Source organism: Bradyrhizobium jicamae (assembly GCF_001440395.1).
Classification (GTDB): domain Bacteria; phylum Pseudomonadota; class Alphaproteobacteria; order Rhizobiales; family Xanthobacteraceae; genus Bradyrhizobium; species Bradyrhizobium jicamae.
In genome coordinates this window covers 23,715-36,353 of record NZ_LLXZ01000080.1, presented here as the reverse complement: position 1 = coordinate 36,353, position 12,639 = coordinate 23,715, and the positions used below count along the sequence as shown (strand labels likewise).

Sequence of the window (12,639 nt, the reverse complement as noted above, 5' to 3'; positions counted from 1 at the left end):
GAGCACCAGGTTGCCGTCCTTATCCAGCGGATAGGCGCCATCGATAGGGAGAGAGACGCCGGAATGAGAGCTTTCGGCGGTTTGCGCTTTTTTGTTCACGGTGATGCCATTGCCATGGAAATGACGTCCCCGTTTCGTTTTCAGAAAGGGAGACGTTCCGGACTTAGATAGAAAGCCGCTCGGCTCGCTTTGGTTCCCGCGGAACCGTTGCTGGGTCCGAGCGTTAGACACGGTCTATCTCCTTCCCGTAATTGGACAATTTCGCGACATCGGTTTGATGTTTGCGTGCAAAGTACGTGCCGAATGGACCTTTTTGCTCAAGCCAAAGCCCTGGGGATTCAAACCGAGTTCCTGGACGGTCAGGGTCACCGCCGTGTGACGGACGCTGCCGCGCTCAAAATAATCCTGGATGCCCTGCCGCCGCAGGCGCCGGGAGCGCTGGTCGGCCACCCCGTGGTGGTCCGGTCCGGGCGGCCGTCGCGCACCGAACTCCCGAAAGCCAGGCTGCCGGTGGCGTGGAAAATCGTTGCGGAATCAGGAGTTATCGCCAAGGGCGAGAGCTCGGATCACGCCATCGATTGGCCCAAGGACCTGCCGCTCGGCATCTACCGGCTGCAGGTGAGCGACGCCGCGACGACTGAGGATGTGCCGCTGATTTCGGCGCCGGAACGGGCGTTTGGCGGCGAGTTCGACCGTTGCTGGCTGCTCGCGGTGCAGCTTTATAGCGTCCGCTCGGCGCGCAACTGGGGGATGGGTGACTTCACCGACCTCGCCAACCTGATCGAACTCGCCGATCAGCTCGGCGCCGACGGCGTCGGTCTCAATCCGCTGCATGCGTTGTTCGACGATCGCCCGGGCGATTGCAGCCCGTATTCGCCGAACAGCCGGCTATTTCTCAACGCGCTTTATATCGACGTTGAAAAGCTTCCCGAATTTCAGCCCGATTCCGGAATCCGCGATGCGCTGGCATCGTTGCGGGCAGGCGATGTCGTCGATTACGTCGGCGTCGCCGGATTGAAGTGGCGCGCACTTCGCGCCGCTTTTGCTGCTTTCAAGTCCGCTCCCAAGCCGGGGCGCCAACAGGATTTCGACAAATTCCGCACCGAGCGCGGCACCTTGCTGTCGCACTTTGCCTGCTTCGAGGTGCTCCGGCACAAATTCGGCAAGCCGTGGTGGGAATGGCCGGAAGAATGGCGGCAGCCGGACGATGTCAGATGCGCCGCCTTGCGCCAGGGCGAGGATGCCGGCGAAATTGGATTCGTCGAGTTCGTGCAATGGACCGCGGATCGGCAGCTCGGCGCGGCCAACGATCTGGCCAAAAAGCTCGGCATGAAGGTCGGGCTCTATCTCGACGTCGCGGTCGGCGTGCAGGCCGACGGGTTCGACGCCTGGAACGAACAGGTTGCGATATCCCGCCACCTCGGCGTCGGGGCACCGCCCGATCCGCTCAACACCGCCGGCCAGAGCTGGGGCCTCGCCGGCTTCAATGCGGTCGGGCTCGAGCAGCAATCCTTTGCGCCGTATCGCGACATGCTGCGCGCCTCGATGCGGCATGCCGGCGCGATCCGGCTCGATCATGTTCTAGGCCTGAAGCGGCTCTATCTGGTGCCGCAAGGCTTCACCGCACGCGACGGCGTCTACGTGCAGATGCCGTTCGAGGCGCTGCTGGCGGTGACCGCGCAGGAAAGCATGACGCAGCGCTGCGTCGTGATCGGCGAAGACCTCGGCACCGTGCCCGAAGGGTTTCGCGACCAGATCGCCGATTGGGGCATCTGGTCATATCTCGTGATGATGTTCGAGCGCGACGACCACGGATCGTTCCGCAACATCGATCATTATCTGACCAACGCGCTCGTCACCTTCAACACCCATGATCTTTCGACTTATGCCGGCTGGCGCTCGTTCGGCGATCTCAAGCTGAAACGCTCGCTCGGGATCGACCCCGGCGAGAGCGACGAGGCACGCTGGCACGCGCTTGCCATGCTGGACGACGTGCTGCGGCATCACGCCATCGATCGCAACGATCTCTATTCGGTCGCGAATTTCCTGGCGCGAACCAAATCGCGGCTGCTTGCGGTATCGCTGGAGGATCTGCTCGGGGTGGTCGACCAGCCCAACATTCCCGGCACCGTCAACGAGCATCCGAACTGGCGGCGGCGGCTTCCGGTAACGATCGAGGAAATGACGTCCACGGTCGACGTCGGCGCGCTGAAGGCGGCAACCCATGAGCGCTCGCGCGCTGCGATCTGAAGAGATCATGGTCGAGGAAGAAAGGCAGAGCGGGATGATGACTGGAAGAAATGCCATCCCGCTCCGGCGGTGAAGCACCGTGCCGTGCCCGATCGAAGATTATGGGCTGATCGGCGATTGCGAAACCGCGGCGCTGGTCGGCCGTGACGGGTCGATCGATTGGCTGTGCTGGCCGGCATTCGATTCCGATGCCTGCTTTGCGGCTGTTCTCGGCACGCACAAGCACGGCCGCTGGCTGATCGCGCCGACAGAGGAGGTGATCGGCACCTCGCGCCGCTATTGGGGCGACACCCTGATCCTGGAGACACGGTTCGAGACGGCCGACGGCGCGGTCGACCTGATCGATTTCATGCCGCCGCGCGGCAACGCCTCCGACGTGGTGCGGCTGGTGCGCGGCGTTCGCGGCCGGGTCAGGATGCACATGCAGCTGGTGATCCGCTTCGGCTTCGGCACCGACATTCCCTGGGTCAAGAAGAGCGAGGACGGCTCCGCGCTGCTCGCGATCTGCGGACAGGACATGACGGTGCTGCGGACGCCGGTGGAAACCCGCGGCGAGGACCTGACGACGGTCGCCGATTTCGAAGTGGGCGAGGGCGACACCGTTCCCTTCGTGCTCACCTACGGCCCCTCGCATCTGCCCGTGCCCAAGCCGATCGATCCTGCCTACGCCTTGCAGGATACCGAAACGTTCTGGACCGAATGGTGCAGCCGCTGCACATACCAGGGCGAGTACCGCGATCTCGTGATGCGCTCCCTGATCACGCTGAAGGCGCAGACCTATGCGCCGACGGGCGGCATTGTCGCTGCGCCAACGACGTCGCTGCCGGAGCAGCTCGGGGGACAGCGCAACTGGGACTACCGCTTCTGCTGGCTGCGCGACGCCACCTTCACGCTGCTGGCGCTGATGAACTCGGGCTATACCGAGGAAGCCTCTGCCTGGCACCGCTGGCTGTTGCGGGCAGCCGCGGGTTCTCCCGCCAACATGCAGATCATGTATGGCATCATGGGGCAGCGGCGCCTTCTGGAATGGGAGGCCACATGGTTGCCTGGCTATGAGGGTGCAAAGCCGGTGCGGGTCGGCAACGCCGCGCATGCGCAGTTGCAGCTTGACGTCTACGGTGAATTGATCGACGCCTTTCACCAGTGGCGCGTGGCCAAGCTCGAAATGGATAAACCCAGCTGGGCGATGGAATGCGCCGTGCTGCAGCACCTTGCCGAAATATGGCACAAGCCCGATCACGGCATCTGGGAGCGCCGCGGCCCTGGAAAGCACTACGTCTCGTCCAAAGTGATGACCTGGGTCGCCTTCGACCGCGGCATCAAGAGCGCCGAGACGTTCGGCTTCAAGGCGCCGCTGGAGAAGTGGCGGGTGCTGCGCGATACCATTCATCGCGACGTCTGCACCAAAGGTTTTGACCCTGAAATGAATGCTTTCGTCGAGTTCTACGGCTCAAAGATGCTCGATGCCTCCATCCTGTTGTTGCCGTCGGTCGGTTTCCTGCCACCGGAAGATCCCCGCGTGCGCGGCACGCTTGCCGCAGTCGAACAGCATCTGATGCGCGACGGCTTCGTGCTGCGGCACGATCCCCGTGAAGCGGAGAAACAGCCGGCCGAAGGCGCTTTCCTCGCCTGCACGCTGTGGCTGGCGGATGCCTATGTTCTGGCAGGGGAGTTCGACAGGGCGCAGGAGTTGTTTGCCCGCGTGGTCGCGATCGCCAACGACCTCGGCCTCCTTGCCGAGGAATACGATACGGTGGTCCGCCGTCAGACCGGCAATTTCCCGCAGGCGCTGACGCACATCGCGCTGATCAACACCGCGCATAACCTCTGCGCGGCCAAGACGCCAACCGAGAAGCCGGCAGTGCAGCGCTCGAAGTAGCGGCAGGCTCCGCCAGCCGCCGGCCCCTGCCGGGATAACGCTTGCCGAACGTCTCGGACGGATACTCGTCGAACAGGGTGCGGTAATAGCCGGAAAATCTTCCGAGATTGAGAAAGCCATGTTGCAGGGCGATTTCCGCGATCGTCGTCGTGGCGGGATCGGAGTCGCGGAGTGCGGAATGAATGTCGCACAGCCGCTTGCGCTGAAGAAAGGTGACCGGCCCGATGCCGAGCACCTCGTCGAACGCCCGATGAAGGCTGCGGCGGGATACGCCGCACTCGGCGCAAATCTCGGAAATATGCACGGGGCGGGAACCGGCGGCTTCGATATAGTGCTCGGCCCTTTGCGTTACCCGCATCGCCGATGGGATCATCTCTGTCACGCCGGATGATTGCGAATCCTGGACGGTCGCCGTGACGACATCGGTGATCGTGCGTCGCCAGAACTCGACGGCCTTCGGCGACACGCGAATGTTCGGATCGGCCAGCCGCGACACGATCTCGCGCAGTTTTGCGATGGCCCTCCCGCCGATACGCGGGTCCGCGCGATAGCAATCTTTTCGGTTCCAGTTCGTCGGGTCGCCCATCCGGGTCTCGCTGCCGAAAACGCCGGCCACGTCGGACAGGTCGAGCCGGAGGGCCGCATATGATGAGGCACCGTGGAATCGCCCATCATGGTCGACGCCGGGCGGAATCACGAGAACGTCCCCTGGGTCCATATCGTACGACCAGTGCGTGACACGGTTCTCCGCACCGAGCAGCATGCCGACGATGAGCTTGGGATCGGACGATGTCCGTTGTGTTCGAAGTCCGACGGAGAAAGATCCGACGCTGAGAGAGAAGTCGCCGGCGCCAATATGGGTCAGCAGGCCGCGAAACCGGCCGCGTTGAAGCTGCATCACATCGACATGCGAGCCGTGGACGGCATTGCGAAAGCCTTCGAAACCATCCACGCGAGACGTAATGACCGTCAAGTCATCCATCGGCAAAGTCCGCTGTTTCGCTGCTTGAACAGATGCGTCTGAATCTGCTTGCAGCCGTGTGTTGCGCTGGAACTCAGCCTTTATGCACTTCCGCGAACACTATGCGACATCCGTGCAAACAACTCAATTCATGAGCGAGCAAGACATGGCGGGTCTCTGCCCGGCGCGGAGCTTTGATTCGAATTATCGGACAACATGAGGCGTCGGAAGATTGGCACGAACCGTACATCACAGCGCGGTCTACTTCGGTTACGCTTGCGGCATCTGCTGCGCTGGCACGGGAAACGTGCACATATCGATCATATGGTCGGGTCAAGGTAGGGGTGAATTCAAGGAAGCCATGAAGCGCGGAGCCGGGATTCATGGAGCGCTTGAACCGGAACGATCCTGCGGGAGCTTTCAGCCACATCAACGTCCCGGATAATCACGTTGACGTGCACATCTCGTATTCGAATATTGTCGCGTCCGCCAAATGGACCCGCAACGATCCGCCGATCGAAACCGAATCGGCGTTTGCCACGCGCGGTGGGCCAAGTGACGCTGAATTCGCCAGGGCGACACGTTCATGCCCGGTGACGTGCATATGGCCGGCGTTCGGCACAATGATTTTCCACGGCATAGTCATAGTGAAGACGGCTGCGAACACGCCTCCCGGGCGACGACCTTTCCGTTCAACATCGAGATTCCGCGCAAGGTGCTGAAGGGCGGCTCGCATCCGTGCGCACCGAGCTACTGCCGCCGCTATCGTCCGTCCCGCGCGTCACGCCGGGCCGGTCGATGCGCGACCAGTCACGTCGCGTCATTGTGTCCTAGTCCTCGAAGGGAGAGTGAGCATGCCCGATGAAACCAAGCGTCAAACCGAATTGACTTCAGCGCAATCGAGCGGCCGCACGCCGAGCCGCCGCAACATTCTGCTCGCAGGGTCATCCTTTGCGGCAGCCGCCGCGGTCAATGCTGTCGCTGGAACACAGGTTGCGCAGGCCCAGCAGCCGGCAGCGCCGTCCGGGCAGCGACCGAATATCCTCGTCATCTGGGGCGACGATGTCGGCCTTGCCAATGTCAGCGCTTATTCCTTTGGACTGATGGGCTACAAGACACCGAACATTGACCGCATCGCCCGTGAAGGGTTGATGTTCACCGACTACTACGCCGAGCAGAGCTGCACGGCGGGCCGTGCCTCGTTCCTCACCGGTCAGGCGGGTCTGCGCACGGGCATGACCAAGGTCGGCTTGCCCGGTGCGGCGCTCGGCCTGCGTTTCGAGGACATCACCATCGCCGAGGCGCTGAAACCGCTCGGCTACGCTACCGGCCAGTTCGGCAAGAATCATCTCGGCGACCGCAACGAATTCCTGCCGACGGTGCACGGGTTCGATGAGTTCTTCGGCAATCTCTATCACCTCAACGCCGAGGAAGAGCCGGAGCATGTCGACTATCCGAAGGACCCCGCGTTCAGGGCAAAATTCGGCCCGCGCGGCGTGCTCAAGTGCAAAGCCACCGACCGGGACGACCCCACCGTCGATCCGCGCTTCGGCAAGGTCGGTAAGCAGACCATCGAGGACACCGGTCCGCTCACGAAGAAGCGAATGGAGACGGTCGACGACGAGACATCCAGTGCGGCCATCGACTTCGTCAAGCGGCAGGTCCAGGCCAACAAGCCGTTTTTCTGCTGGTGGAACGGCACCCGCATGCATCTCTACACCCACGTTCGGCCTGAATATAAGGGCCGCAGCGGTCTCAGCGAATATATGGATGGCATGCTCGAACACGACGGTCAGGTCGGCAACTTGCTCAAGACCCTCGACGATCTCGGTATCGCCAACAACACCATCGTGATTTACGGCACCGACAATGGCGTGCATATGAACTCGTGGCCCGACGGCGGCATGACGCCGTTCCGCAGCGAGAAGAACACCAACTGGGAAGGCGCCTATCGCGTACCCGCAATGATCCGCTGGCCGGGCCGCATCAAGCCCGGACAAGCCAGCAACGAAATCTTCGCGGCACTCGACTGGTTCCCGACGCTGCTGGCTGCAGCCGGCGAGCCCGACATCAAGAACAAGCTGCTCACCGGCTATGTCTCCGGCGGCAAGACGTTCAAGGTACACCTCGACGGCTACAACCAGTTGCCGCTCCTTACCGGCCAACAGGAGAAGTCGGCACGTAAGGAATTCTTCTACATCAACGACGACGCCCAGCTCGTGGCGATGCGTTACGAGAACTGGAAGATGGTGTTCTGCGAACAACGTGCCCCGGGTACGCTGCGAATATGGGCGGAGCCCTTCGTCTGCCTGCGGTTGCCAAAACTAATCAACCTGCGCTTGGACCCCTACGAGCGGGCCGACATCACGTCGAATACGTACTATGACTGGGCGATCCAGCGGGCCTTCCTGATCGTGCCGGCTCAGGCGATGGTTGCGCAATTCGTCGAGACATTCCGGGACTTCCCGCCGCGGCAGAAGCCGTCGAGCTTCAGCGTCGATGAGGTGCTGGCGTCGATGTCGAATGCGCACGGCGGTTGACGACCGCTGCAACACCGGTCGGCGGAATGCCGGCCGGCGATCAACGATCGCCAAGCCAATTGAGTTTGTTGGAAGTCGCGCGAGCCGGCGCCCGTTCGCCGAGGCAGGCTCGGGCTGGAGGAGCCTGCCTTCATGGGAGGAGGCGGCGCTCAGGCATCGGCTCGCGCTTGCCGATCGTGCGCGCCGACAGGACCGGATTCGCCGCCGGAAGACTTTGACAACTCCTCGATTTATCCTTCAGGCCGGCTTGATACGGCGGAGCGAGTGCGTAGGCTGGGCAAAGGAGCACTAGCGACGTGCCCACCGTCTATCGTTTTTATCGATGGTGGGCACGCGGAGCCTGTCATCGGGCGCGCATTCGCGCGACCCGGTGGCTTTGCCCACCCTACGGACCTCCCGATGAAAAACGCTGCGCCTATCCGAGCCGTAGTACAGTCTCGATGGCGGCCGCAAATCCGTCGCGCTCGTTGCTGTCGGTGACATGCGTCGCGCGCTGCTTGATGCCGTCGACCGCATTGCCCATCGCAAACGAAACGCCACTCCTGGCAAACATCGGCAGGTCGTTCTCCATATCGCCGATGGTTGCGACCGCTGCGGCAGAGATGCCGAGTCGCCTGATCATCGCGTCCACGAAGGTGCCCTTGTCGTGGCCGGGCGGCGTAATGTCGAGATAGTAGGTCTGCGAGCGCACCGCGGTCGCCTCCTTGCCCACGGCCTCCTTCATCGCGGCCTCGCAACGCTGCAGCAATGCCGGGTCCGAACTGGCGCCGACGATCTTGCAGGCCTCCGCAAGATGTGGCGTGAAGTCGGCGACGATGGTCGGGTCAGCCTTGATGGCCCGCTTTTCGTGCGGGACATACTCGCCGTCGGCATTACGGGTGTACCAGCGTTCGTTGCTGAACAGCCAGATGTCGACGCCGAATTCATTGAGCACGTCGAGGCTGCGCTGCGCTACCGCAGGTGGAATCAGGTGCTGCTCGATCGGCTTGAGCTTGATATCGACGATCGAGCTGCCATTGAAGGCGCCGATCGGAAGCGTGATCGAGAGCGGCTCGATCAGAAAGCCCATGCCGATGGTCGGCCGGCTGGAGACGATGGTGAAGCCGATGCCGGCCGCATGCAGCTTGCGCACGGCCGCCTTGGCGCCCTCGGTCAGGATCTTGTCGTGCGTCAACAGGGTGCCGTCGACGTCGGAAACAACGAGTGCGATTCGGGTCATTGGGAAACCAGGTTCAATTGGCTTACGATGTCATCGAGGATTGCCTCGACCGGGGCATCGATCGATACCTTGATCGGGCGCTCGTCCGTCTCAGGCGGCTCCAGCGTTCTGAACTGGCTGGTGAGCAGGCCCGGCGGCATAAAATGTCCCTTGCGGGCCGCAAGCCGTTCCGCGATCAGCTCCTGCGTTCCCTGGAGAAAGACGATGCGGACATCCTCGCGCCCGTGCACGAGAATATCGCGATAGGCCCGCTTCAACGCCGAGCAGGCGATCACGGCGCGCTCACCGGACGCCGCGAGGCGGTCGATCTCGTCGGCAATCGCTTTGAGCCACGGCCAGCGGTCCTCGTCGGTGAGGGGGTGGCCGGCGCTCATCTTCGCCACGTTGGCTGGCGGGTGAAACCGGTCGCCGTCCTCGTAGCGCCAGCCGAGGCGTTTGGCGAGATGATCGGCGATGGTGCTCTTGCCCGAGCCGGAAACGCCCATCACCACCAGCGCGCAAGGAGTCCTGTCGCTCAACCAAAATCCTCCGGAAGCGCGTCCCGGTCGACCAGCCAGATGGTCTCGCCGGTGGATCGCGCGCGGTTGGCGGGCAGGTTCTCGCCTGCGAACAGGCGCGTCAAGATCGCGCGCTTGGCTCCGCCTGCAACCTCGAACAACATTTCGCGGCAGGAGGCAAGGGTGGGCAGCGTGAGGGTGACCCGCGGGACGAACGGTTCGACATTCGCCTTGGGCACGCCGACGACCCAGCGCGCGGTCGCGTCGAGTGCGGGATCGCCGGGAAACAGCGACGCGGTGTGGCCGTCAGGGCCCACGCCCATCAGCACGAGATCGAACAGGGGGTGGGCCGGATCGAGCGTGTCTGCGCCATAGAACGACCGTAGCTCCTGTTCGTAGAGCGCGGCGCACCGGTCGGGATCGGCCGGGTCGGCGGTCGCGGTCGGGATCGGATGAATGTTGGTTGCTGGCGCGCACCGGTCCAGGAAAGTCGCCCGCGCCATGCCCATGTTGTTGAGCGGATCATCCGCCGGTACGAAACGTTCGTCGCCGATGAACCAGTGCACGCGCTGCCATGGAATACGGCTTCGATACGCATCGGTCGCCAGCAATTGATAGAGCTGCTTCGGGCTCGATCCGCCGGTCAGGCAAATCGCCACGCGGCCACTGTTGGCGGCTATTCGGGCGAGAAGGCGCTCGGCGGCGGCCTTTGCGAGCTCGGTCGGATCGGCGACCGCAACGACATGGCGATCGTCGTTCGCCGTCATCGCTCAGCCCAGTTTCCGCCAGCTACGACCGTCGCGTTCTAGCAGATCGTTGGCTTCCTCCGGGCCTTCGCTGCCCGGCTCGTAGACCTTCAGCCCCTTGCCGCCGGCCTTCTTCCAGGCATCGAGGAACGGTTGCACCGCCTTCCAGCCGGCCTCAACGCTGTCGGCGCGCTGAAACAGGATGTTGTCGCCGATCATGCAGTCATAGATCAGCGTCTCGTAGCCGGTGGAAGGTTCGGCCTTGAAGTAGTCCTTGTAGCGAAACTTCATCTCGACGCCGTCGATGTTGATGTTCGGCCCCGGCACCTTGGTATTGAATTGCAGCGCAATGCCCTCGGTCGGCTCGGTCGAGATGATGAGGTAGTTCTGCGACAGCCGGTCCACCGGCGTGTCGCGGAACATCGCAAACGGCGCCTGCTTGAACTTGATGGCAATCTCGGTGCGCTTGACGCCGAGCGCCTTGCCGGTGCGGAGATAGAAGGGAACGCCGGCCCAGCGCCAGTTGTCGATGGTCAGCTTCAGTGCGGCATAGGTCTCGGTGGTGCTGCCGGGCGCGACGTCGGGAGTCTTGCGATAGTCGTCGATTTCGGTATCGCCAATCCTGCCGCCCCGATACTGGCCGCGCACGGAATTTTGCAGCGCCTCCTGCTCGGTCTGGGTCTGGATCGCGGAAAGCACTTCGGCCTTTTCGGAACGAACCGAATGGGCGTCGAATTTCACCGGCGGCTCCATCGTGACCAGCGACAGCAGCTGGAACAGATGGTTCGGCACCATGTCGCGCAATGCGCCGGTCGCGTCGTAAAAGCTGCCGCGATGCCCGACACCGAGTTTTTCGTCCACTGTGATCTGGATGTGGTCGATATGGTTGCGGTTCCAGATCGGCTCGAACATGCCGTTGGCAAAGCGCAGCACCAGGATGTTCTGCACCGTCTCCTTGCCGAGGTAATGATCGATCCGATAGATCTGGTGCTCTTCAACCAGTTTGAGCAATTCACTGTTGAGCGCTTTTGCTGAAGCGAGGTCGGTGCCGAATGGCTTTTCAACCACCAGCCGCCGCCATGCGCCGTTCTCCGCCAGCATGCCGGTGCGGCCGAGCTCACGGCTGATCGGCAGGAACGCGTTCGGCGGCGTCGCCAGATAGAACAGCCGGTTGCCGCCGGTCCCTCGCGCGGCCTCGAGTTCGTCTAGCTGCTTGTTCAGCGCATCGAATGATTCAGGCTCTTTCGGATCGGCCTCGATACAGGTCACGCATGCCAGAAGACGTTGGGCGATCGCATCGTCCACGGCACGGGTTGCAAACTGCCGCAGGCCCTTCATCAGGCTGTCGCGAAGCCTGTCGCTGGTCATGCCCTTGCGCGCGATGCCGACCAGGCAAAACCGGTCCGGCAGGAGATCGCTTGCGGCGAGATTATAGAGGGCAGGGACGACCAGTCGGTGCGCGAGGTCTCCGGTGACGCCGAAGATGACGAAGGAGCAGGGATCTGGCTGTTGCCGTGCTGCTTTACCGACCGCCATGCCGCTCACGCCTTCGTATCAGGCTTCTTCGGCGGCTCCTTGTGGCCGCCGAAACCGGCGCGCATCGCGGACAGGATCTTTTCCGCAAAGGTGTGATCCTTGCGCGAACGGAAGCGCGCGTAGAGCGCCGCCGTCAGCACTTCCGCCGGTACGGCTTCGTCGATCGCAGCGTTGACGGTCCAGCGGCCTTCGCCGGAGTCTTCCACGAAGCCGGAGTAGTTATCGAGCGTCTGATTTTCGGCGAGCGCGGATGCCGTGAGGTCGAGCAGCCAGGACGGGATCACGCTGCCGCGCCGCCACACCTCGGCGATGTCGGCGATATTCATGTCGAAGCGATGTTCCGGTGGCAACGCTTCGATATTGGCGTTCTTCAGAATATCAAAACCTTCGGCGTAGGCCTGCATCAGGCCATATTCGATGCCGTTGTGGATCATCTTGACGAAATGTCCGGCGCCGGACGGACCAGCGTGGATGTAGCCCTGTTCGATGCGCGGGTCGCGGCCCTCGCGCCCCGATGTGCGCGGGATGTCGCCGATCCCGGGCGCCAGTGTCTTGAAGATGGGATCGAGCCGGTCGACAACGGCCTTGTCGCCGCCGATCATCATGCAATAGCCACGCTCGATGCCCCAGACGCCACCGCTGGTACCGACGTCGAGATAGTGCAGGCCGCGTTCCTTCAGCGCCATGCCGCGGCGGACGTCGTCCTGCCAGAACGTGTTGCCGCCATCGATGATGGCGTCGCCTGGCTGCATCAGTTTTGCCAGCGCCTCGATGGTCGCCTCGGTGATCTTGCCGGCCGGCAGCATCACCCAGGCAGTGCGCGGCTTCTCGAGTTTGGCCACGAAATCTTCCAGCGTTTGCGCGCCGGTTGCACCTTCGCCGGCAAGCGCTGTGACCGCCTTGGCGTCCTTGTCGTAGACCACGGCGGTGTGGCCATTCTTCATCAGCCGGCGGACGATGTTGCCGCCCATCCGGCCGAGGCCGATCATGCCGAGTTGCATATCCTGACTT

Annotated in this window: 9 protein-coding genes; 3 read left to right on the top strand and 6 right to left on the bottom strand. The window is 62.8% G+C overall.

Annotated elements, in window-relative coordinates; translation table 11 throughout:
- The first annotated feature begins 303 nt into the window (after positions 1-303).
- Positions 304-2,250, top strand: a complete 1,947-nt coding sequence (gene malQ, locus CQ12_RS12710) for a 4-alpha-glucanotransferase (protein WP_057835650.1) — start codon at positions 304-306, stop codon at positions 2,248-2,250.
- A gap of 79 nt (positions 2,251-2,329) precedes the next feature.
- Positions 2,330-4,129, top strand: coding sequence for a glycoside hydrolase family 15 protein (locus CQ12_RS12705; RefSeq protein WP_057835649.1), 1,800 nt, complete (start codon positions 2,330-2,332; stop codon positions 4,127-4,129).
- On the opposite strand, the gene CQ12_RS12700 is transcribed toward CQ12_RS12705, so the two are convergent.
- Positions 4,059-5,111: a helix-turn-helix domain-containing protein gene (locus CQ12_RS12700; protein WP_063799730.1), complete on the bottom strand. Its 1,053-nt coding sequence runs from the start codon at positions 5,109-5,111 to the stop codon at positions 4,059-4,061. The two genes, CQ12_RS12705 and CQ12_RS12700, sit on opposite strands and share 71 nt — an antisense overlap.
- Before the next feature lie 833 nt (positions 5,112-5,944).
- Here CQ12_RS12700 and CQ12_RS12690 point away from each other — a divergent pair.
- Positions 5,945-7,630, top strand: a complete 1,686-nt coding sequence (locus tag CQ12_RS12690; protein WP_057835647.1) for an arylsulfatase — start codon at positions 5,945-5,947, stop codon at positions 7,628-7,630.
- Positions 7,631-8,045: 415 nt separating this feature from the next.
- On the opposite strand, the gene CQ12_RS12685 is transcribed toward CQ12_RS12690, so the two are convergent.
- From CQ12_RS12685 to gnd, 5 genes are read right to left on the bottom strand one after another with little or no spacing between them, the layout of a single operon-like run.
- Positions 8,046-8,849 carry a Cof-type HAD-IIB family hydrolase gene (locus tag CQ12_RS12685; protein WP_057835646.1) on the bottom strand — a complete coding sequence of 268 codons (804 nt, stop codon included), beginning with the start codon at positions 8,847-8,849 and terminating at the stop codon, positions 8,046-8,048.
- Positions 8,846-9,334, bottom strand: coding sequence for a gluconokinase (locus CQ12_RS12680; protein ID WP_057835645.1), 489 nt, complete (start codon positions 9,332-9,334; stop codon positions 8,846-8,848). Before CQ12_RS12680 ends, CQ12_RS12685 begins: the two co-directional genes overlap by 4 nt.
- Positions 9,335-9,363: 29 nt before the next feature.
- The gene (gene pgl / locus CQ12_RS12675) at positions 9,364-10,113 is read right to left on the bottom strand and encodes a 6-phosphogluconolactonase (protein WP_057835644.1); all 750 of its coding nucleotides are present in this window, start codon (positions 10,111-10,113) and stop codon (positions 9,364-9,366) included.
- A gap of 3 nt (positions 10,114-10,116) precedes the next feature.
- A complete protein-coding gene (gene zwf / locus CQ12_RS12670) occupies positions 10,117-11,628 on the bottom strand; it encodes a glucose-6-phosphate dehydrogenase (protein WP_057835643.1) in 1,512 nt (503 codons plus the stop codon).
- Positions 11,629-11,633: 5 nt separating this feature from the next.
- Positions 11,634-12,629: a phosphogluconate dehydrogenase (NAD(+)-dependent, decarboxylating) gene (gene gnd / locus CQ12_RS12665; RefSeq protein WP_057835642.1), complete on the bottom strand. Its 996-nt coding sequence runs from the start codon at positions 12,627-12,629 to the stop codon at positions 11,634-11,636.
- Between the last annotated feature and the right edge of the window lie 10 nt (positions 12,630-12,639).

Excerpts from the sequence above, each read along its gene's own strand:
- zwf (WP_057835643.1), bottom strand. The coding sequence starts at position 11,628 with ATGGCGGTCGGTAAAGCAGCACGGCAACAGCCAGATCCCTGCTCCTTC.
- CQ12_RS12680 (WP_057835645.1), bottom strand. The coding sequence starts at position 9,334 with ATGGGCGTTTCCGGCTCGGGCAAGAGCACCATCGCCGATCATCTCGCC.
- CQ12_RS12690 (WP_057835647.1), top strand. The coding sequence starts at position 5,945 with ATGCCCGATGAAACCAAGCGTCAAACCGAATTGACTTCAGCGCAATCG.
- CQ12_RS12685 (WP_057835646.1), bottom strand. The coding sequence starts at position 8,849 with ATGACCCGAATCGCACTCGTTGTTTCCGACGTCGACGGCACCCTGTTG.
- CQ12_RS12700 (WP_063799730.1), bottom strand. The coding sequence starts at position 5,111 with ATGGATGACTTGACGGTCATTACGTCTCGCGTGGATGGTTTCGAAGGC.
- pgl (WP_057835644.1), bottom strand. The coding sequence starts at position 10,113 with ATGACGGCGAACGACGATCGCCATGTCGTTGCGGTCGCCGATCCGACC.
- gnd (WP_057835642.1), bottom strand. The coding sequence starts at position 12,629 with ATGCAACTCGGCATGATCGGCCTCGGCCGGATGGGCGGCAACATCGTC.
- malQ (WP_057835650.1), top strand. The coding sequence starts at position 304 with ATGGACCTTTTTGCTCAAGCCAAAGCCCTGGGGATTCAAACCGAGTTC.